This window comes from Ferrovibrio sp. (genome assembly GCF_046297895.1).
GTDB lineage: Bacteria > Pseudomonadota > Alphaproteobacteria > Ferrovibrionales > Ferrovibrionaceae > Ferrovibrio.
The window spans coordinates 133,884-154,333 of the sequence record NZ_JBKBHC010000002.1 but is presented as its reverse complement, the minus strand read 5'-3'; the positions used below and the strand labels follow the sequence as shown (position 1 = coordinate 154,333).

Annotated in this window: 20 protein-coding genes; 10 read left to right on the top strand and 10 right to left on the bottom strand. The window is 61.2% G+C overall.

Annotated elements, in window-relative coordinates; translation table 11 throughout:
* Positions 1 to 5: 5 nt before the first annotated feature.
* The 4 genes from ACK4FK_RS03270 to ACK4FK_RS03255 are packed head-to-tail and all read left to right on the top strand — an operon-like array spanning position 6 to position 3,526.
* Positions 6 to 452: a MaoC family dehydratase gene (locus ACK4FK_RS03270; protein WP_409741043.1), complete on the top strand. Its 447-nt coding sequence runs from the start codon at positions 6 to 8 to the stop codon at positions 450 to 452.
* Entirely contained in the window at positions 449 to 1,987 is a 1,539-nt protein-coding gene (locus ACK4FK_RS03265) for a class I adenylate-forming enzyme family protein (RefSeq protein WP_409741041.1), read from the top strand. The genes ACK4FK_RS03270 and ACK4FK_RS03265 overlap by 4 nt, the downstream gene beginning before the upstream one ends.
* Positions 1,984 to 2,367 (top strand): Zn-ribbon domain-containing OB-fold protein, encoded by a 384-nt coding sequence (locus ACK4FK_RS03260; protein ID WP_409741038.1) that lies wholly within the window; start codon positions 1,984 to 1,986, stop codon positions 2,365 to 2,367. The genes ACK4FK_RS03265 and ACK4FK_RS03260 overlap by 4 nt, the downstream gene beginning before the upstream one ends.
* Positions 2,360 to 3,526: an acetyl-CoA acetyltransferase gene (locus ACK4FK_RS03255; RefSeq protein ID WP_409741035.1), complete on the top strand. Its 1,167-nt coding sequence runs from the start codon at positions 2,360 to 2,362 to the stop codon at positions 3,524 to 3,526. The genes ACK4FK_RS03260 and ACK4FK_RS03255 overlap by 8 nt, the downstream gene beginning before the upstream one ends.
* 4 nt (positions 3,527 to 3,530) lie before the next feature.
* Here ACK4FK_RS03255 and ACK4FK_RS03250 read toward each other — a convergent pair whose 3' ends face one another.
* Entirely contained in the window at positions 3,531 to 4,199 is a 669-nt protein-coding gene (locus ACK4FK_RS03250) for a TetR/AcrR family transcriptional regulator (RefSeq protein WP_409741032.1), read from the bottom strand.
* Positions 4,200 to 4,431: 232 nt separating this feature from the next.
* On the opposite strand from ACK4FK_RS03250, the gene ACK4FK_RS03245 reads away from it, so the two are divergent.
* Both ACK4FK_RS03245 and ACK4FK_RS03240 read left to right on the top strand, forming a co-directional pair.
* The gene (locus tag ACK4FK_RS03245; protein WP_409741029.1) at positions 4,432 to 4,995 is read left to right on the top strand and encodes a MaoC family dehydratase; all 564 of its coding nucleotides are present in this window, start codon (positions 4,432 to 4,434) and stop codon (positions 4,993 to 4,995) included.
* 28 nt (positions 4,996 to 5,023) lie between these two features.
* Positions 5,024 to 5,521: a MaoC family dehydratase gene (locus ACK4FK_RS03240; RefSeq protein ID WP_409741028.1), complete on the top strand. Its 498-nt coding sequence runs from the start codon at positions 5,024 to 5,026 to the stop codon at positions 5,519 to 5,521.
* 50 nt (positions 5,522 to 5,571) lie between these two features.
* On the opposite strand, the gene ACK4FK_RS03235 is transcribed toward ACK4FK_RS03240, so the two are convergent.
* From ACK4FK_RS03235 to ACK4FK_RS03210, 6 genes are all read right to left on the bottom strand, one after another.
* On the bottom strand, positions 5,572 to 6,792 hold the full coding sequence (locus tag ACK4FK_RS03235; protein ID WP_409741025.1) for a c-type cytochrome: 1,221 nt from the start codon (positions 6,790 to 6,792) through the stop codon (positions 5,572 to 5,574).
* A 2-nt stretch (positions 6,793 to 6,794) separates the two neighbouring features.
* The gene (locus ACK4FK_RS03230) at positions 6,795 to 8,558 is read right to left on the bottom strand and encodes a GMC family oxidoreductase (protein ID WP_409741022.1); all 1,764 of its coding nucleotides are present in this window, start codon (positions 8,556 to 8,558) and stop codon (positions 6,795 to 6,797) included.
* Positions 8,559 to 8,568: 10 nt separating this feature from the next.
* A complete protein-coding gene (locus ACK4FK_RS03225; protein WP_409741020.1) occupies positions 8,569 to 9,222 on the bottom strand; it encodes a gluconate 2-dehydrogenase subunit 3 family protein in 654 nt (217 codons plus the stop codon).
* A gap of 112 nt (positions 9,223 to 9,334) precedes the next feature.
* Positions 9,335 to 10,450, bottom strand: a complete 1,116-nt coding sequence (locus ACK4FK_RS03220; RefSeq protein WP_409741017.1) for an ABC transporter permease — start codon at positions 10,448 to 10,450, stop codon at positions 9,335 to 9,337.
* Positions 10,447 to 11,643: an ABC transporter permease gene (locus tag ACK4FK_RS03215; RefSeq protein ID WP_409741015.1), complete on the bottom strand. Its 1,197-nt coding sequence runs from the start codon at positions 11,641 to 11,643 to the stop codon at positions 10,447 to 10,449. Before ACK4FK_RS03215 ends, ACK4FK_RS03220 begins: the two co-directional genes overlap by 4 nt.
* 3 nt (positions 11,644 to 11,646) lie before the next feature.
* Complete coding sequence (locus ACK4FK_RS03210; protein ID WP_409741012.1) at positions 11,647 to 12,603, bottom strand: HlyD family secretion protein; 957 nt, start codon at positions 12,601 to 12,603, stop codon at positions 11,647 to 11,649.
* Positions 12,604 to 13,008: 405 nt separating this feature from the next.
* On the opposite strand from ACK4FK_RS03210, the gene ACK4FK_RS03205 reads away from it, so the two are divergent.
* Positions 13,009 to 14,361, top strand: coding sequence for a hypothetical protein (locus ACK4FK_RS03205; RefSeq protein WP_409741010.1), 1,353 nt, complete (start codon positions 13,009 to 13,011; stop codon positions 14,359 to 14,361).
* A gap of 39 nt (positions 14,362 to 14,400) precedes the next feature.
* The gene (locus ACK4FK_RS03200) at positions 14,401 to 14,784 is read left to right on the top strand and encodes a hypothetical protein (protein ID WP_409741007.1); all 384 of its coding nucleotides are present in this window, start codon (positions 14,401 to 14,403) and stop codon (positions 14,782 to 14,784) included.
* A gap of 745 nt (positions 14,785 to 15,529) precedes the next feature.
* Here the strand turns inward: ACK4FK_RS03200 and ACK4FK_RS03195 are convergent.
* Together ACK4FK_RS03195 and mog are read right to left on the bottom strand one after the other, a co-directional pair.
* The gene (locus ACK4FK_RS03195; protein WP_409741004.1) at positions 15,530 to 16,339 is read right to left on the bottom strand and encodes an aspartate dehydrogenase; all 810 of its coding nucleotides are present in this window, start codon (positions 16,337 to 16,339) and stop codon (positions 15,530 to 15,532) included.
* Between the two features lie 60 nt (positions 16,340 to 16,399).
* Positions 16,400 to 16,930 (bottom strand): molybdopterin adenylyltransferase, encoded by a 531-nt coding sequence (mog, locus tag ACK4FK_RS03190; RefSeq protein WP_409741001.1) that lies wholly within the window; start codon positions 16,928 to 16,930, stop codon positions 16,400 to 16,402.
* A gap of 209 nt (positions 16,931 to 17,139) precedes the next feature.
* Between mog and ACK4FK_RS03185 the strand changes: the two genes are divergently transcribed.
* On the top strand, positions 17,140 to 18,084 hold the full coding sequence (locus ACK4FK_RS03185) for a radical SAM/SPASM domain-containing protein (protein ID WP_409740999.1): 945 nt from the start codon (positions 17,140 to 17,142) through the stop codon (positions 18,082 to 18,084).
* An 11-nt stretch (positions 18,085 to 18,095) separates the two neighbouring features.
* On the opposite strand, the gene ACK4FK_RS03180 is transcribed toward ACK4FK_RS03185, so the two are convergent.
* Complete coding sequence (locus ACK4FK_RS03180; RefSeq protein ID WP_409740996.1) at positions 18,096 to 18,842, bottom strand: cyclic nucleotide-binding domain-containing protein; 747 nt, start codon at positions 18,840 to 18,842, stop codon at positions 18,096 to 18,098.
* A 233-nt stretch (positions 18,843 to 19,075) separates the two neighbouring features.
* Between ACK4FK_RS03180 and ACK4FK_RS03175 the strand changes: the two genes are divergently transcribed.
* Positions 19,076 to 20,449, top strand: coding sequence for an MFS transporter (locus tag ACK4FK_RS03175; RefSeq protein WP_409740993.1), 1,374 nt, complete (start codon positions 19,076 to 19,078; stop codon positions 20,447 to 20,449).
* The last annotated feature ends 1 nt before the right edge of the window (position 20,450 follow it).

The following is a 20,450-nucleotide window of genomic DNA, read 5'->3' as shown; positions in this document are numbered from 1 at the left end:
AGGCCATGACCGATTTCTTTGACACCCTGAAGGTGAACGCCAAGATTGAAGGCCCGTCTTTCGCACCGACCCGGGAAACGATCCGCCAGTTCTGCGAAGCCTCGCTCGATTTCAATCCGTTGCATCTTGACGACAACTACATGCAGGAGAATTTCGGTCGTTCCAATTTTGGCGGCATCATCATGCATGGCATGAACAACTTCGGGCTCATCACCCGGATGCTGACGGACTGGTCGTACGAGCATGGCGGCATCCATCGCCGGCTGGAAACCCGCTGGCTCATGCCGGTGAAGCCGGGTGATACCATTCGCCCGTATGGCGAAGTAATCGCCAAGCTCAACACCACCAGGTCCCGGTGGATTACCGTGAAGGTCGAAGTGAAGAACCAGCGCGACGAAACCGTCGCGGTTGGCGAAGCTCACCTCGAATTCCCTGTCGCAGCCGCTGCATGATCATCGGGCGCAGCATCGAGCGTAATGCGCGCCTCTATCCGGACCGGCCCGCAATCGTCACCGAGAATGGCCCTGCCATTTCTCACAAGGCGTTGCGGGACCGTGTCTGGCGACTGGCTAATGCGCTGACGCGGACTGGTTTGAAGAAGGGCGACCGTGCCGGCATTCTGGCGCGCAACAGCGCGGATTACCTGACGCTGTATTTCGCCCTTGGCAGCCTTGGCATCGTGCTGGTGCCACTAAACTTCCTGCTGAAAGCCGGCGACCTTGAATTCCGCATGGTACATGCGGACCTCAATGTCCTGTTCATCGACGGCGAGTTCATTCCGATCCTGGACAGCCTCAGCGATGGAATTCGCCGCGGTCTCGATAGCCGGATTTTTGCCATGTCCAGCGACGAAACTACCGGCTATCCGTCGCTCGGGACCCTGATCGGGTCTGGCGAAGCCAGGGCGCCTGACGTACAGGTATCGCCTGAAGACACGCTCTATATCGGGTACACGTCCGGCACCACCGGCACGCCGAAGGGCGCCCTAGTCTCGCACCGGGCAATCGTCGTGGGCTATCTCTACAAGGCGCTTGATTACGGCTTGACATCCAATGACGTGACCCTGAATGCGGGACCCTACTGGCATTCCGCGCCTCGGGATTTCGCCTCGCTGGCCATCTATCTGGGCGGCACGGCCATCGTGCCGGAGAAGTTCGACCCCGCGACGTACCTTGAGCTTGTCGAGAAATACCGGGTGACGAACTCCTTTGTGGTTCCGACTATGCTGGAACGGCTGGTGGAGTGTTCGGCCTTGGCGACTGCCGATGTTTCCAGTCTGCGCTGCCTGATCAGCGGCGGCGCGCCGCTTCCCAGCACCGTAAAGGAAAAAGTGCTCAAGGCCTTCGGGCCGGCACTTACCGAGTTTTATGGCGCCACCGAAACCCGCATCGTCACGGCGATCCATTCATCTGATCTCGCCACCCATGACCGCTCGGTGGGTCGTCCCATCCGGGAGGTGGAAATCCGGGTTCTGGATGAGGCCGGACATGAAGTACCCACGGGAGAGGTGGGTGAAGTCTACATCCGCGGGCCGGGACTGTTCTCCGGATACTGGCGCGATCCCGAGCGAACCCAGGCGGCGCATCGCGGCGAGTGGTTCAGCCTGGGCGACATGGGGCGCGTCGATGACGATGGCTTCCTGTATCTGGTGGACCGCAAGCAGGACATGATCATCTCGGGCGGCGAGAATATCTTTCCGAACGATATCGAGGAATGCCTGCAGCGCCATCCCGGCGTCCGTGAAGCTGCCGTGATCGGCGTGCCGGACGACCGCTGGGGCGAAGTGGTGGTTGCTTATGTGATTCCGGGTGGGCAAAAGCCATCCCCGGATGAGCTGATGGCTTTCTGCGCCGAGCGTCTGCCGGGTTACATGAAGCCCCGGCGGATCGAGTTCTGCCAGTCTCTCCCCCGCAATCCGACCGGCAAACTGCTCCGGCGCGAGCTGCGCCGGCAGGATGCCGAGCGGAATCAGGAAGCCGCGCAATGAGTGAAGCCAGAGGTCCCCAGGAGCAGTTCTTCGCCTTCCTGCAGGAAGGCAGCTTCAAGATCCAGCGCTGCAGGGCCAGCGGGGAGCATGTTTTCTATCCCCGTGTGTCCTGCCCGCATTGCGGTTCCGGCGAATTGGAATGGGTGGAGGCATCCGGTCGCGGCACCATCTATTCGGTGACTGTCGTCAGCCGCAAGCCCGAACTGGGCGGAAACTACAACATCGCCCTCATCGACCTGGCCGAAGGTCCGAGAATGATGAGCTGTGTCGACGGTATGGCGCCGGACAAGGTGCAGATTGGCATGCCTGTCATGGCCGTGGTCCGGCCCCAGGAGGTGCCATCCCTAGTCTTCAAGCCCGCAGGTGACATTAATGTCTAGGGATTTGCGTGGCCAGTGCGCTGTCGTCGGTGTCGGCCTCGCCGGCTGCGGCGAGGCGCCGGGATATTCCGAACTGGATTTGGCGGCCGAGGCGTCGCGGCGCGCGATCGCCGATGCAGGGCTGACCCTCAGGGATATTGATGGCGTCATAACGGCCAGCCTCGAAACCAATATGCCAGTGCTTTCGCTGTGCGAGTATCTCGGCATCCAGCCGGCCTTTTCGGATGGCACCGGCATCGGCGGCTCGTCTTTCATCGCCCATCTCGTTCCGGCAATGCTGGCGCTGGAGCAGGGCTTGTGCAATGCCGTCCTGATTGCCTATGGCAGCAATCCGCGAACCGGAAGTAACCGCGTGCCTTATGCCAAGGCGCGCGCCGTCCTGAACGCCTCGCCATTCGAAGCGCCGTATACTCCGACCGGTGCCGTCAACGCCTATGCGCTGGCGGCGGCCCGTTATATGCACGAATACGGCGTAACGCGGCGCCACCTGGCCCAGGTGGCTGTCGATGCCCGCGCCTGGGCGCAGAAGAATCCCATGGCTTTTGAACGTGGGCCACTCACGATCACGGATGTCCTGGCCAGCCGAATGGTCAGTTCGCCATTGAGCGTCCGCGACTGCTGCCTGGTGACGGATGGGGCTGGTGCCGTGGTCGTTGTCCGCAAGGATCGGGCCGCCGACCTGCCGCGTCCGCCGGCCTATATCCTGGGTGCCGGCATGGCGCATAGCCATCGCAGCATCTCTTCGATGCCGGATCTGACGACGACGCCTGCAAAGGAGTCCGGCGCCCGGGCCTTCAGGATGGCTAAGGCGGGGCCGCAGGATGTGAAGGTCCTGCAGCTCTATGATGCCTTCACCATCAATGTCCTGCTGTTCCTGGAGGACCTTGGCTTCTGCAAGCGGGGCGAGGCCGGATCATTCGTGGCCGACGGCCATATCGGACCGGGCGGGTCGCAGCCGGTCAATACGAATGGTGGCGGCCTGTCCTGCGTCCATCCCGGCATGTACGGAATCTTCGCGCTGATCGAGGCTGTCGAGCAGCTGCGGGGCAGTGCCGGGGAGCGCCAGGTTCCTGGTGTCGACATTGCGCTGGCCCATGGCAACGGCGGCGTCTTTTCCAGTCAGGCGACCGCCATCCTGGGGACACGGAACGCGCTTTAGCCGCTCAGGCCGGCTTCCGGCTTGTTGCGGTCTTGGCGGCTTTAGGTCCGGCAAAGCTGCGGAGTAGTCGCTCTATCGCAGGGCGCAGGATGGCCGCTTCGAAATCGGGGCGATGCAGGGCGAGCTGCCGCATGACCAGGCCGCTGATCATGTTGGTCATCAAGGCCGAGTCGGCTTCGGGGTTGGATGATCCGAGGCGGACGAAGGTGTCGTGGCTGATGCGGGCATAGGCGCGCCCCCATTCCCGGATCGCCGGCGCCAGTTCGGGATGCCGGGCGGCTGCCAGGTGCAGCTCGATGATGGTGATGCCCATGCCGCGGTCATCGATCATTTGCCGGGCGGAATGGCGGGAGATCATCTCTGCCAGCCTGGCCGGATTGGCCGCAGCGGCCTCGAATCCTTTCCAGGCCACCGCGAGTGCCTCGATGTTGCGTTCTGAGATATGCTTCAGGGCAGCGTGGATCAGTTCCTCCCGGGTGCCGAAGTAATACAGCACGGCACCATGGCTGGCCTTGGCTTCCTTGACGGCGGATCGCAGGCTGACTGCACCCGGGCCGTCACGGACGATAATCCGCAGCGCAGCGTCGAGCAGTTCCTGCCGGCGCTGGGCGCCACGTGCGGTGAGCTCGTCGCCGCTTTTCTTCACCGTCTTCTTCTTCGCGGTCTTTGCCATTCCGAAATCCCTGCGGCCACCCCGTTAGTCGTATCGTCTAACGGCCGGCTGGGCCAGTGCTGCCGCGCGTGCTCTTTTCGGCATTGACGAGCTGCCGAGTTTCAATAATAGTTCTCCAATCGGAGGAGTTAATTGCCTTCTGCCGCTAGGTGAAGGCATCGATGCGGGTGCCGTCACCCGTCGACAGGCTTGTCCGAAAACTACTCCATATGGAGAAATAAAGGAGGGCGCCATGAGCGAGAAAACCAGACGTTTCGAACATCTCCTTACAACGGAGAAGCAGAAGGGCTATGACCGGGAGTTCCTCGACAACTGGGAAGCGATCGAATTCTGGGACACCCTAACGGTTGGAGAGAAGTGGAAGCACCCGAAGGTTTTCGTGGTCGAGGAAGAAGATGTCCTCAGCTACAACCTCGCTGTCGGCGAAACCCATCCACTGTTCGTCGATCGTGACTTTGCCCGCCGGCACGCGCCGCGGGGAACCATCATGGTTCACCCCGTTTTCACCACAACCATCGCCTTCTGGTTCGCCCAGCCCGACAGCCAGGGCTCGTGGATCCGGACGCCGGGTGCCCGCAATCCGTTCCAGCGCATCGACTACCGGGAGCGCATTCATGTCGGCGACCGGATTCATCTGGTCCAGGAGAATTGCGACCGTTTCTGGCGCCGGGACAAGGCCTATATGACCACGCGTGTCACCCTTGTCGATCACGACGGCCGCGAAAAGGCCGAATGTCTCGGCACGCTCATCTTGCCGTCGTCACGGCGCGATGTCGGCGGCTTTGCCACGGCCTGAGAAACAGCGAAACGCAGGAGAAGAAACAATGACGCAGGCAAATACCAGTGCGCGGGCCGGTCAGGACGCGATGCAGCCGTTGCCCTATCTGGACGATCTGAAGACGGGAGACAGCCTGGTGACCATCGCATACGAAGTCACCCAGGAGATGGTGGATGCTTACGGGGTTGCGAGTCTCGACATGAATCCCGTGCACATGGATCCGTCGTGGTGCGAGCGTGCCAGAGTTTTCGGAACGCCCAAGCCGGTCCAGCACGGGATGATGAGCATGTCCTACATGGCGTCGGTGGTGCTGCGCACCTACGGGCCGCTGGCGGAAATCGTCTCCATCGATTCCAAGTTCACCAAACCGGGGCCGATTGGCGCGAAGATTACCTGCAAGGGCAAGGTGCGGGATATCCATGTCCTCGGCAACGGCCGGGATTATGCGCTGGTCTATGTGGAAGCGACGGATCAGGACGGCGACATCGTCGGTCTCAGCGACGTGCAGGTGCGGCTGCCGCGCAAGCCGGGCGCCCGGCCGTAAAAACATGCTGCTGCCCGGCAAGAGGGAACCGGGCAGCAGCATTCCCGAGGTCATGGCTGCATGTCAGCTCGCGCGGCTCTCACGCTGCTGGCGGAGACCTCGGGGGAAGCATTGCCCCAGCTGTTCCGGATGTATGTCAGCACTGCGGCCACCTGGTCGTCGTTCAGGCGCCAGCCAAAGGGCGGCATGGCCGGCCCGGTCGGCCGCGCATCCGTCACCGACGCCTTGGTGCCTTCCAGCGTGATCCGTATCAGGGTGTCGGCATGCTTCTGCTGGACTACGCTGCTGCCCTTCAGCGGCGGGAAGAGTTCGGCGATGCCCTGGCCACTGAAGGTATGGCAGGCGGCACAATTGTCCTGGTAAATCGCCTTACCGACACGGATCTTGGTGTCGGTTTCGAGCAGCGGCTTCGTCAGGTCCGGTGCGCCCGCTACATCCTTCAGATAGACGCCGATCGCTTTCAGGTCCTGGTCGGACATCTTGGAAGTCGAATTCTCAATGACCTCCTTCATCGGGCCTGAAGCTATGCTCAGCCGGTTGGTGCCCGTCTTCAGATAGGCGGCAATGTCGTCCACCGTCCAGAGCCCAAGGCCCTGCTTGTCGGCAGCCGTGATGTTGGGGGCGGTCCAGCCCAGCAGGACGCCGCCTTCAAGCTTTGCCGATTTGTCGCCACCCCACAGGGTCTTTGGTGTATGGCACGCGCCGCAATGCCCAAGGCCATCGACCAAATAGGCGCCGCGGTTCCACTCCTCCGTCTTGTCGGGCCGGGGTTTGAATTCGCCTGACCGGAAGGAAAGAATGTTCCAGCCGATCAGGCTGGTGCGGATGTTGAAGGGGAACGGCAGCTGATTGCTTTCGACCCGATTGTTCACGGGCTCAAGCGTGTTCAGATAGGCCCAGATGGCCGACAGGTCGGCTTTGCTGGTGAGGGTGTAGTAGGGATAAGGGAAAGCCGGATAGAGGCGCTTTCCGCCCGGCGCCACACCATGCTGCATGGTTTTGATGAAATCGTCTTCGGACCATCTGCCGATGCCGGTCTCCCGATCCGGTGTGATATTGGGCGAGACGATGACACCAAACGGCGTCTGCATCTCTAGGCCGCCGGCAAACGGCAGGCCGCCCGGCTTGGTGTGGCAGGCCACGCAATCCCCGACGATTGCCAGGTAGCGGCCCTTGTCCAGGGTGGTGAAATCCTGGTCGGTCGTCTGCGCCTGCGCCGCAGTGAGGGAAACAAGGCTCAGCAGGGTTGTTGAAATGAGGAGGCTGCGCATGTTCAAGCCCTCACCAGCGGGCCGGGAGACTTCAGGTACTGATTCCTGATGGCATCTGCAGCCCAGTAGGCCAGTGCGCCGACTGTGCCGGTCGGGTTGTAGCCGGCATTATGGGCAAAGGCGGAGGCCCCGATGGCGAAGACGTTCGCAACGTCCCAGGACTGTAGGTAGCGATTAATGGCACTGACCTTGGGATTGTCCCCCATGATGGCGCCGCCGGTATTATGCGTGCTCTGGTAGGGCACGACCGAATACGGCGTCCGGACCTGATTGAGTACATACTGGCGTGGCGCCAGGCTTTTGCAGATTTCCTCCATCTTGCTGGTGATCCACCTGGACATCACAACGTCGTTCTCCGGGAAATCGAAGGTCAGGCGCATCAGCGGGCGACCGAAACGGTCCTTGTAGGTCGGGTCCAGGTCGAGGTAGTTGCCGCGCAGCGGATAACTGCTGCCCTGGGAAGTGAAGGTGAAGGAACTGAGATAGTTGTCCTTGGTGGCCTTCTTCCATTCCGAGCCCCATCGCGGCGTTCCGGGCGGCACAGGGCGCCGGGTGATGGGACGCCCGCTGGTCGGGATGCAGTTGATGCCGGCGCCGCCAATGAAATTGACGTTGCCATGGTCGAAATTGTCACCGTTGAATTCATCGACGGTCATCCCCAGGGCACCAGCCGCGATGAAGGGATTGAAGTTCTTGTCGTCGAAGAAAAGCGTGGCGGCGGAATTGGTCTGGTAGCAGTAGTTCCGGCCGACAGTGCCTTCACCGGTTTGCGGGTCGTAGGGTTTGCCGATGCCGGACAGCAGCATCAGTCGTACGTTGTGCAGGCCGTAAGCACAGAGCAGAACGATATCGGCTGGTTGTGTATACTCCTCGCCGTTCGTGTCAACGAAGGTAACGCCGGTGGCATGCTTTCCGCTGGCATCCAGTTCGATCTTGAGCACCTCGCTGTCCGTCCGTGCGGTGAAGTTGCTCATGCGCATCAGCGCGGGCAGAACATTCACCTGCGGGCTCGCCTTGGAATAGTTGCCGCAGCCGAAACGTTCGCAGAAACCGCAATAGGTGCAGGGGCCCATGCGAACGCCGAGTGGATTGGTATAGACATCGGAGGCATTGGCGGACGGACTTGGGAAGGGTTTGTATCCCAGCTTCCGGGCGGCTTCGGCAAACAGCGTCGGGGCATAGGTCATTGTCATCGGCGGCAGCGGATATTCGCGCGACCGCCATCCCTCGAAGGGATTGCCGCCATCGACGATCCTGCCATTCAGGTTGCCCGCTTTGCCGGAGATGCCGGTGAGATATTCGAACCTGTCGAAATGCAGTTCCAGGTCGTCATAGGTGACGCCCCAGTCCTCGAGCGTCATGTCTCCGGACTTGCGGGCGCCATACCGCTCGCGGATATGCGACTTCAGCCGGAAATCGGTGGGGTGGAAGCGCCACGTCTGGCCATTCCAGTGAACCCCGGCGCCGCCGACCCCGTTTCCGGGGAGGAAAGACCCGAACTGACGGATCGGCAGCGCCACCTGCGACTGATTGTTGCGCATTGTGTAGGTCTCTTGCGCCGGCTGCTGGAACAGATCTAACCGAATGCCATAACGGAGTTCGTCCGCGGCATAGCCAGGTGCGAAATGCGTTGCTGTGTCGCGCCATGGGCCGCGCTCGATTGCAACAACATCTAGGCCGGCGCTGCAGAGTTCGTATGCCAGAATGCTGCCGGTCCAGCCGAGGCCTACAATGACAACGTCTTTTTTAGGGAGTTTGCGGGGCATGCTGCTCTCCTCAATTCCAATCCGTACGACCGAGAATGCTGACGGGCGGCAGCGGATAGGGTTCATTGTGCTTGGTCACATGGTCGCGGAAGTCGTAGCGGGTGCCAGGGAAGCCAATCAGCTTCCAACTGACCATGTCGCGATTGCCGCCATAGATTGGATCAGCGAAGAATCCCTCCATCGTGTTCTGGTACAGAAGCTCGAAGAACGCCTTGCCGTCTGCCCCCTCTAGCTTGAAGGCGCCGGTCTCTAGGCCTTTCAGAAGGCTGTCCTGCTGTTCTGCCGTCAGGGCTGCAAAGGATTTGCCGTTGAATGAATTCCGGCAGTGTTTGTCCAGTGCGGTCAGGGCGCGGCGGTAATGCTGTGCCGGCGTGACGGGACTCTGGATTCCCTGTTCGGCGGTGCCCGCCGCAAAAGGCGGGCGCATGTAGAGTCGCTCGAAGCTGCCGAAATATCCGGCCAATTGATAGTCGATGTAGGTCGTGCAGCCGGCCTCCTTGCCGCCCGGTCCAAGCGCATCTGCCGGAATGAGGCGCGCAACGGCGGCATCGATGGTTTCTGCCTCAAGCGGCGTGAAGAACTGCCATGGACCAACGCGAACCTGTCTGGGCGGGCCTGCCAGGCCGGCCTGCCAAGGCACCGAGCCCTGGATGATGCGTGCCATCGCACCAATCGGCGAAGAGGCGACAACGATCGCCGCTGCGCTGAGCAGAAAACGGCGGCGAGTGGGCGGAGGCTGGGGGCTGAAGATCATTTTTCACCAGGTCATGATGGGATTACTCGGCTCGCTGGAAGAACCGGATCGAATAGGCAAGAAGTGCGAAGAAGCCGGTCAATCCGCAAAGTACGAATACCTCATGTCGCACATCGCTTAGTGTGGCGCCCATCTGGTTCATCTGAACGAGAGCGCGGATTGCAGACGAGCTGGGAATCAGAAGGCTCGGGTAATGGACGGCCGGCGACATGGCCTCGATGGGCCAGGCCGCGCCGGCCACAAAGAAAAGCGGCATGCCGAGCACGACGAGCAGCAGGATTCCAATCTCCTGATTGGGAATCATGCGGCTGAGAAACAGGCCGAGAAAACTTGTTGAAGCCAGAAAGGGAATGAGCAAGAGGATGATGCCGCCGGGCGAGCCAAGCCGTGGCAGGCCATAGAAGTGCGGCACCATGAACAGATAGAGTGCCGACCAGATCAGGTAGAGTGCGATATAAGCGCAGACCTTCGGCAGCAACGGCTCAGAGCCCCGCGATTGATTTTTGCGGGGCGCATTCAGGATGATGATCCCCATCATCAGGGTCTGCTGCAGGATGAGTACAAGTGCTGCTGGAACGACATAGCTGGCATAGCCACCCTGGGGATTGAACAATGGAATGGCGGTAACCGGCATGGGATCGGACATCGCTCGGGCCACATTCGGTTCCATGCCGCCGGCAACCAGCCGGCTTGTGGTGGCTTCGGCACCAATCGATCTGGCTGCCGAGGAAATGGCCGACATTGCCTGCCTGTAGATCAGGAAGTAGCTGCCATCGCCGTATGCTGCGATGGGCGACTGGCGTCCGGCGAGGATGTCACGTTCGAAATTATTCGGGATGATGAAAACGGCTACGGCATCGCGCGCCAGGAGTCTGGTCCGCGCCTCGTCCATGCTGCCTGCCACATCCACAATCCTGGCGCCCTCGCCGATGTCGACTCGGCGGGCCAGTTCCCGGCTTGTTGTGCTATTATCCTGATCGATGACGAGGGTCGGGACATCCCGGACAGCTTCATTGAGATACGGCTGTGGATAAAAAGCAGCGTATATCAGGATGGCCATAACCATCGTGGATAACGCTGCGGGTGTGCGGCGGATTTCCTGAAGTTCGGCGGCGACCTGTTGCAGGAAATCCTTCATATCCGGGCCTCTCGTCCTGGCAGCGATGCAAGACGCTGCCGACGAAGAAACTCGAGACGCAGCACGACCAGGACCGTCAACAGGGCTGCGATCATCAGCTGGATGGTCAGCGGTCTCGCCGAGGCCTCGAGCGAGGCGCCGCGCAGGGTCTGGTCGAGGCGTATCTCCAGATACCAGTTCAGCGGCAGCTGAAGCGACCAGGCCTTGGCGAACCAGCCCATTGCAGCTTTTGGAAAGCTGATGCCGACAAACCCGAAGGATGGGGCAGTGTAGAGTCCGGCGATGCCCAGCGCCTGGGCGAGGTCCCTGGCAACGAGTGCAAACAGGATGCCGATCAACTGGTAGGACGCGACGAACAGCACAGAAGAAGCAATCAGAACGGCAAGATGCCCGCGGAATGGCGCGTCGAGGCGGCCAAACAGGTAGAGGTCAGCCGACGTCAAGGTCAGGAAGAAGATGACGGTGTAGGGCAAAGTCTTGCCGATCAGGGCATTGCCCAGGCTGCCGCCGATCCGGTGGAGAGTGCCGAGGCCGGCAATCCGGTAGCGATCCAGGCCGACGGTATAGGCCGAGGTGGCGCAGACGAAGATTTGCAGGATTGTCGGGATGAAAGACGCGAGCAGAAAGTAGATGTAGTTGAGCGTCGGATTGAAAAGTGCGCTCTGCTGCACCGGTATCGGCGCGACTGCGCTGACGGCGAGAGCCTGAACCTGCCCATGGGCCAGGCGTGTGGAGATCGCCAGCTCGGCCGCGGCTGTCGACAGGGCTTCATTGAGGGCCCGCGACACAATGCTGCCGATGGTCATGAACTGATTGTTGTAGAAGAAGATGACTTCGGGTCGCCGCCCGGCTTTTACATCGCGCTCCAGGTTGGCCGGTATCAGGACAATGGCATAGGCCTTGCCTTCTAGGATGAGCTGCCGCCCGGCGACGATATCATCCACCTGATTCGTGATTGCAACATCGGGTGAGGCATCGACCATCCGCAGCATGTGGCGGGACAGGCTGGAATGGTCCTTGTCGATGTCGGCAATCGGCAACCCGACCGGCAGGCCGGTGCCAAACACGCCTGTCAGAATGTAGAAAACCAGCAGCGGGAAAATGATGGTCATGAAAACGACCACCTTACGCCGAAAAATCCAGCGGATCTCGCGAACCAGCGCCAGCATGATGCCAGGGCGCGCGACAGACATCTGTCAGGTCCCCGGGCGTCTCTGGGTGGCGCCTGCCCACCTGGCCACGCTACTCATGCCGGGTCGCAGCAGGTTGTTCGGCTCAACCGATTTTGCTCGCACCTCGAAAGTGCGCAGGTCGAAGTCGCCCGTCGCCTTGGTGGCGCGCCAGTTCGCGTACTGCCCCTGTGCATTGATGGCGGTCACCCGGACCTTGATGGCTTGACCTTTCAAGGCGGGAACCGTGATCTCAAAAACATCGCCGACCTTCAGGCCGGACAGCAGATCCTCGCGGATGTTGAAGGTCAGCCAGATGTCGGCAAGGTCGACGATGGAGAGCAGAGGCGAGCCCGGATTGAACAATTCGCCCAGTTCGGCCACGCGGGTGGTCACCTGGCCCGTGATGGGCGCGCGGATAGTCAGCTCGCTCACATCGGTTTCGGTCTGGTGCAGAACGGCTTCGGACTGTTTGACCCGGGCATCCGCCAGAATGCGTTCTTCATCGCTGGCGCCCTTGGTGACCAGAGACAGTTCGGCAGATGCGGCGTCGCGTGCTTTCTGCGCCGCCCGCAGATTGTTGGTGGCTTCGTCCACGCGCTGCTGTGGCGTATTGCCCGACTGCAGAAGCTGGGTCTGGCGGGCATAAACCTGTTGCGCCAGTGTCAGCGCCGATTGGGCGCGCTCAACATCGGCCCGCTTGGCCTGGATGGTCTCCGGCCGTGTGCTGTAGACGCGATCCCTGTCGGCCCTGGCGACCTCAAGGGCAGCCTGCGCGGATACCAAGCTGGCCTGCAACTGTGGGCTGTCCAGAACGACAACCACGGCACCGGCCTTTGCGGTATCTCCGACATCGACATGAAGTTCCTTAATGCGCCCGGACACCCGGGGTGCCAGGTCCACGCGCGCGGCCTCGACCTCGCCCTGGACAATCAGTGGCGGCGGCTGGATCGACCACCAGAATCCGGCACCGAGGGCAGCCACGAAGAGGACGCCCAGTCCTAGTCTCGATATCCGTGTGGCAGTGGATGTTGAGTGGGGCATGGACTTTGACGCGACACCGTTGAACAACAAGGACCGTGCGCGCGGAAAGTCGAATTGCGCCAGAATCCTCAATGACATCATGATTAGTCAACGCAGGAGGGGCGGTCCAAGTGAGCCACCGGCGGACTTACCGTTAGTTAGGGGTAGGTCGGATTCCCCGGTCAGGCTGTAGCCGGCATGCGTCGTGCACCCAGCGGTTTCGGGCGCATGGCGCGGTAGGGACTAACAGTTAGTCATTAAAAAGGAGCATTCCTGTAACAGCATGATATTGTTATCCATAACTGGCATGAGAGGCCTGAGTACCGGCCATAAAGAAACGCTGACGCGCCAACAGGGATAACGGATTTGCTGGTTACAAAGGGGAAGCAGAACGAGTCGACTTCTGGCGCCAACGCCGAAGACATTCGCGCCCATGTGCAGCGGCTGAAAGAAAACGCGATCTTCGTGGGTTCCGGCCGCCTGATCGATTTCCTGCAGTTCATCGTCGAGCAAACGCTCGACGCAAAAGCTTCCACCCTGAAGGAAGCGGTTATTGGCAACGCGGTCTATGGCCGCAATCCGCCTTACGATCCGCGGATTGATTCCACCGTCCGCGTCGAAGCGCGTCGTCTGCGCAGGAAGCTGCAGGAATACTATGATGGCGACGGTCAGCACGATCATATACGAATCACGCTTCCGATCGGCGGCTATGTTCCTAAGTTCTCAACAGAGGCAGAACTCGCGGTCGTTCCGACTGCGAATGATGACCTGGCAAAGCGTGTTTTCGGTGCCGGTGCCGGTGCCGCAATTGTGGTTTTGCCGTTTCGCGCCTTGTCGGCGTCCGCAGATGAAGAGAAATTCGCCGAAGGCCTGACCGAAGAGGTCATGTTCGGAATGAGCGATCTGCAGGGATTGCGGATCACGTCCAGAAGCATTGCCTTCCAATACAAGAACAGCCGCATCAATATTTCAGACATGGCCAAGAAGCTGGGCATAAATGCGATTGTCCAGGGCACGGTCAGATATGAGAGCGATCGCATCCGGGTGACCTTCGAGATCTGCGACCCTCAGGGCTTTGTAGTGTTCACCGACCGAATAGATGCTCCCAAGGGTGAACCACTGAGCGTCCAGGAACAGATATCCCTTACAATCATCAGCAGGATTCGCTTCGACAGTTCGCATATGCGGTCAAAAAAGGTCGGCGCCAGTCCGGCCGCGCTCGATGCTTTGGGGCGGATCTATCGTGCCCGTCGACTGCTGGATCAGCAGGTTCCAGCCGCGCTTCAAGAGGCCCTGGAGCTTTTCACAAGCGTCAGCAAGGAAGCGCCGGATTATGCACGTGGCTATACAGGCATGGCGGATTGTTACTGCGATCTGTACAGGTTGGGGCTGGTTGATCAGCCGACGGCACTGGCCCATGCCGAGCAGTATGTCCAGCGGGCATTGCAGATCGATCCAGATTCGGTCGAGGCGCATAGCGGGTTGGCGACGATCGCGGGCTGGCTGAACTGGGATCGCCATGCCGCGGCAGCGCATTTCAGGAATGCGCTTGAACTCGGGACTAACGCCCGCGCCAGCAGGCTGTTCGGCGTCCTGCTGACGATCATGGAAGACCATGATGCGGCCGACTTGCAGTTCAAGGAGGCGCGCCGCATCGAGCCATTCTCCAGCCAGCAGGATATCGCCGAAGCTGTCTGCTATTTCCAAGCCAGGCGGTAAGACGCATTTGTTGCACTCAAGCACCACATCACCCAATCTGTGGAGGCGATGGTCTTTTGCGCGCTCAACGATGCTTTGGCCGAGCGACCGATCCCATCATTGACTGTGCTGACTGAGATCGAGCGGATAACGGGTCGCATCCCTGATCTGGTCTTTGCCCGAGCCGAGATTGAGGCATGGGCTGGCGATAAAACGCGTGCCGAGAAGATTAGGAAGGATGGTGGTGTGCGGTCAACGCATTTTGCGAACGCTACTTTGGCGGCATCAGTCGGTGCGATGGGTGCCGCAATGTCCGAGCTTGAGCTTGCATTGGAATATCGCGAGCTGTCGAGCGTATGGATTCGGACGGATCCGCGTTTCGATGGCATTCGGCATATCGGGAAATTTAAGAGTTTGATCGACAAGCTGCCATCGGCTGGCTGAATGGGTGGCTTTCTCCGAACCCTATTACGAAGTTTGTCTTCAATCTTCGGCGCTGAGTGCCTGCGGGCTAAGCCATGCATTGTTTGTGCTTATTTCCTGGACGAACTGCGATTTTCCAGAATGAAAGGCTATCCGATCTGGACCAGAGAGCATTTGTTGGTAGCGCTCGATGGACGCTTTTGGTCTTGCCAGCCTTAACCACATCAAAAGAATTGGCCCAATTTTATCAACCGCGATTAGCGTGCTTGAGACGATTGTTCGAATTACGAACTCAAAAACTGAACTTATTAATCGGCCCAGACTAATCATATGGGCGAAAATCGACCCTCTCTTAATTTATTGAACGTCATTAATAAGCACGACTAAGGTGGTCCACGAGATTCAGCCGACTGCCGATATGCAGTACGTGATGTTGTTTTTAAGGGCTGCCTTTCCTCTGTGTGGCCAGGAGCAGCGGGCTGGGCTGCTCGGCTCGCCACCGGGCGAGAGCCGGAATTAAAGCCCTTCCCTGATAATTCCCTGATCATATCGGGCGCACATAGGCCATTTTGGTGTTAACCAACTGATTTAGCGTGCAACTCTCGAGATCTATGACCCAGAGAACCCTCGAAATGGGGAGATTTCCCAGTATTTCAGTGCAAAGCAGGGAAATCGGGCTGGAGAACAGCTAGCTTCTGACTGCCACCTCCGCCAGCCTGCCGGCCATGGGCCGGCGCGCTTCCGGTCATTCAGATAAGAGCGACCTTCAGCCGAAGGTGAACCGCGCCTGCCGGTTCTCCAGTGCCGCCAGCACGCTCATGCCGGTGATTGCCGAGGTTTTCGGATTGCTCGCGCTGCTGCGGCCCGCGACGGTGACGCTCAGGCGCGAGGATGCGCTTTCCGCCTCGATGCGGCCGGTATTGCCGGTGGCGGCGGGATCGGCCACCAGCCTGACCTGGGTGTGCTCGAAGCCCAGTCCGGCCAGCGCGACGGTGGCCGCCAGGTTGGCATTCTTCGGATATTGCAGCGCGGCCTGGTCGGCGCGGCCGGCGAAGATCACGGTGGGTTCTGCGATGGCATCCAGGTCGAAGGCCTGTTCGGCGGGCGTGCCGCGCCATGCCTTCGGCGGCTTGGTCGAGGTATAGGTCACGCTCAGCAGGCCGTCCTGGCGCATCGCCAGCAGCCCGTCCAGCCCCGCCGTGGCTCCGACCGGGATGATCACCCGCCCCGGCCCCGATCCAACTCCGTGCTGGATGCGCGCGCGGAAATCCGGATCGGCCAGCGCGCCGGTGGAAATGACGTAATAATCGCAGCCCTGCGCCAGTGCGGCCTCGGCCGTCTCGCGCACTGCCGGCTGGCCGGCGGCCTCGATCACGATGTCGGGGCGGTGGCCCAGGAAGTCGGCGATGCTGTCGGTCACCGCAAGATCGGGCCAGGCGGCCTGCGCCGCCGCGCGCTGGCGGGGCCGCACCAGCAGCACCGCCATGCGATAGCCGCCGATGGGTCGTTGCGTCCAGGCCGTCAGGATCGACTGCCCGATGCCGCCATAGCCGATGAGGCCGAGCCGCTGTGTCATGCGACCGGTTTAGCGTTCCTGAAATGCCGTGTCGATGGCGCGATCGGCACTCTTTAAAAATCAGGCGCGCGGCCGAAAGGCAGCGCAGACCGCCGGATCGGTCTCCAGGCGCGGCCCGCCGATCAGGTCGATGCAATAGGGAATGGCCGGAAACACCGCCGCCAGGCATTCGGCGATGGCCGCGGGCTTGCCGGGCAGGTTGACGATCAGGCTGCGGCCGCGGATGCCGGCGGTCTGGCGCGACAGGATCGCGGTCGGCACGGATTGCAGGCTGACGCTGCGCATCAGCTCGCCGAAACCCGGCATCATCTTGGTGCAGACATCCTCGGTCGCTTCCGGCGTCACATCCCGCAGGGCCGGGCCGGTGCCGCCGGTGGTGACGATCAGCGGACAATGCAGCCGATCGCTCAGGTCGCACAGGGTCTGCGCGATCAGCGGCCGTTCGTCGGCGATCACCCTTGTTTCCGCCAGCCACGGCGTGACGAGAATCCGTTTCAGTTCGGCGACGATGGCCGGTCCGCCGCGATCCTCATAAATGCCGGCGCTGGCCCGGTCGGAAACCGTCACAACGCCGATCGGAATGTCTGTCATGCGTCTAAACTCCAGCGTGAGCGTTTTACCGTCCTGGGCCGGACGGATGGATATTACAAGGTCTGCCGCACCGGATTCTTGACGCCGGTCAACGCCTGTGCGGAACGATCCGCGCCGCGCGTCAATACACCGCAGAGCGCGTTAACCCGCGATTCAATAATGCTGGTCAGCGTAATCGTATGCGTGACACTCCAGAAAGGATGCAACTCATGACGATCACCGACCGTATCGATGCCATCACCTTTATCGAACCCGCCCGCGCCCGCGCCGTGGCACCCGTGCCGCGCTCCGTCAAGATCGAGCTGACGGGGCGCTGCAATTTTGCCTGTGCCTTTTGCGCCCGCGACATGCGTCTGCGCGACCAGAAGGACATGGACAAGGACCTGTTCAAGCGGCTGGTGCGCGAGATGCGCGCGGCCGGCGTGGAGGAGCTGGGCCTGTTTTACCTGGGCGAGTCCTTCATGGTGCCATGGCTGCCCGAGGCCGTGGCCTATGCCAAGCAGGAATGTGGCTATCCCTATGTATTCCTCACCACCAACGGGTCGCTGGCCCTGCCCGATCGGGTGCGCGCCTGCATGGAGGCCGGCCTCGACTCGCTGAAATTCTCCTATAACTATGCCGATGCCGAACAGTTCAGCGATGTGGCCGGCGTCAAGCCGCGACTCTTCGATGCGATCAAGGCCAATATCCGTGCCGCCCGCGCCATCCGCGACGAAGCAGGGTATGGCTGCGGGCTGTACGCTTCCTACATCGAGTATGACGGCGAACAGGGCGAGCGGATGCAGCAGGCGCTCGACGAGATCCGCCCCTATGTCGACGAGGTTTATGCCCTGCCGCTCTACAGCCAGGCCGATCTGGTCAGCGGCGAGGAAGACATGCGCGGATGGTCGGCCGTGGCCGGCAATCGCGGCCGCGCCGCGGCTCTGCGTCCGCCGCTGCCGTGCTGGGCGGTATTCACCGAAGGGCATATCACATGGGATGGCAAGCTATCGGCCTGCTGTTTCGACCATGACGGTCGCTTCCATATGGGTGACCTGACGGCAGAGGGTTTTGCTGAAGCATGGAACTCGCCGGTCTTCCAGAACCTGCGCCGCGCCCATCTGAATGGCGATGTGTGCGGTACCGTCTGCGAGGGCTGTGCCGCCTATAAATAGACGGTGCCGGTTCAGTTCAGAACTGCGCCTTCCTGCGTCCTGGCCTCGTCTGCGGCCGCCCGGCCTGGCGCGGCCGCGCGGGCCACCGGCCGATAGAGATCGCGCAGCTTGCGCACATCGGCGATGTCGATCCGGCTGCCGCTGGCACGGATGCCGTAACTGCGCAGCTGCTGGAAGGTGCGCGACAGGCATTCCGAGCTCATGCCGAGTTCGGCGGCGATGGTTTTGCGGTCGTCGGCCAGACGGAAGTTGGCCGGGCCGCTAGCGGTCGGGCTGTGCCGCACCAGATAGCTCGCCAGCCGTTCGATGGCAGTGTGCAGCTTCAGTTCGCGCAGATGTTCGACCAGCAGGCGCCAGTGCCGGGCCAGCCGATCCACCATCATCAGGGCCAGGGCATGTTCGGTTTCGAGCGCCTGGCGAAAGCGCGCGCTTGGAATCAGCAATACCCGGGACGGCGCCGTGGTGCGGGCGGTGACCAGATAGGGAAGCTGCAGGATCGTGGCGGCGCTGACGAAAATCTCGCCGTTGCCGAAAGTGGTCACCACCGTGCTTTCGCCATCGCAGCATTCGGCCATGAGTGCGACGCGGCCGCTCAGAATCAGGTGCACGTATTCCGACTGATCGCCCTGCTGGGTCAGGATGGCGTTTTTCGGGTATTCCCGTACCGGGCAATCACGAACCAGACGCTCGACGATGGCGTGATCGAGCCTTTGATATATCTCGGTTTTTTCGAGCAGTTCCTGGTCCACAGCGCGCATGTTTCACCTCCATGACCGGGGGCAGGATAGGGGCTGCGGCCGATCCGGCATTGACCGATATCAAGCATAGTCCTGCAGGCATAGCCACTGAAATTTGACGCGTATCAAGTTGTCGCGCTGCAAAAAAAGCAGCACGCTGATGCGCTTGATCTAACGCAATCGGTTTTGCGAGGGGCTCACTCATCATGCCCCTGTATCCCGCCGCTGCAATCCGGGATGCAGGAGAAGACACGATGGCCTCTCAATCTGCCCCAGCCGCCAATCCGCCCGGCCAATCCACCGCCCTGGTCATGAGTACGGTGGCCTTCACCGTCTGCTTTGCCGTCTGGACCATCTTTTCGATCATCGGCATCCAGATCAAAAAGGATCTCGGCCTGAATGAGACCCAGTTTGGCCTGCTGATCGGTACCCCCATTCTGACCGGTTCGCTCAGTCGCCTGCTGCTCGGCATCTGGACCGACCAGTATGGCGGGCGCCTGGTCTACACGACCGTGATGGTGGCGGCCGCGATCGCCACCTGGCTGCTCACCTCGGCCTATTCCTACGAGACCTTCCTGCTCGCGGCCCTTGGCGTCGGCATTGCCGGCGGTTCGTTCGCAGTCGGCGTCGCCTATGTGTCGAAATGGTATCCCAAGCAGAAGCAGGGCACCGCACTCGGCATCTTCGGCATGGGCAATGTCGGCGCCGCCGTCACCAAATTCGTCGCGCCCTTCGTGATGGTGGCCTTCGGCTGGGAGATGGTGGCCAAGATCTGGGCCGTCGCCATCCTGGTCATGGCGATTGCCTTCCTGCTGTTCACCAAGGACGATCCGGCGCTGGCCGAGCGCAAACGCACGGGGGCCAAACCCGAACCGCTGCTGGCCCAGCTTGCGCCGCTGAAGAACCTGCAGGTCTGGCGCTTCTCGCTGTACTACTTCTTCGTCTTCGGCGCCTTCGTCGCGCTCGCCCTGTGGCTGCCGCGTTACTACATGGGCGTCTACGGCCTGGATGTTAAATCGGCCGGCATGCTGGGTGCGGCCTATTCGATCCCGGCCAGCCTGTTCCGCGCCTATGGCGGCGTATTGTCCGACAAATACGGCGCGCGCCGGGTGATGTACTGGACCTTCATCGTCTCGGTGATCTGCACCTTCCTGCTCTCCTATCCGGCCACCGACTACACGGTGCACGGCATCAAGGGCCCGATCACCTTCACCATCGCCATCGGCTTCATCCCGTTCACCGTGATCGCCTTCGTGCTCGGTTTCTTCATGTCGCTGGGCAAGGCCGCCGTCTACAAGCACATCCCCGTCTATTACCCCAACCATGTGGGCGCCGTGGGCGGCGTGGTCGGCCTGATCGGCGGCCTGGGCGGGTTTGTCCTGCCGATTGCCTTCGGCGCGCTGAACGACATCGTCGGCGTGTGGACGAGCTGCTTCATGCTGCTGTTTGCGCTGGTCGCCACGGCGCTGACCTGGATGCACTTCGCGATCATCCGCATGGAGCGCCGCAAGCATCCGGCCCTGCGCGGTCCGCAGGATCTGCCCGAACTCGCCGAGGGCGGCGCGCCGGCCAAGCTGGCTGGCGTTCCGCCGCCGGCGGCCGCGTCCGTCCGGCCCAAGGAGGCCTGAG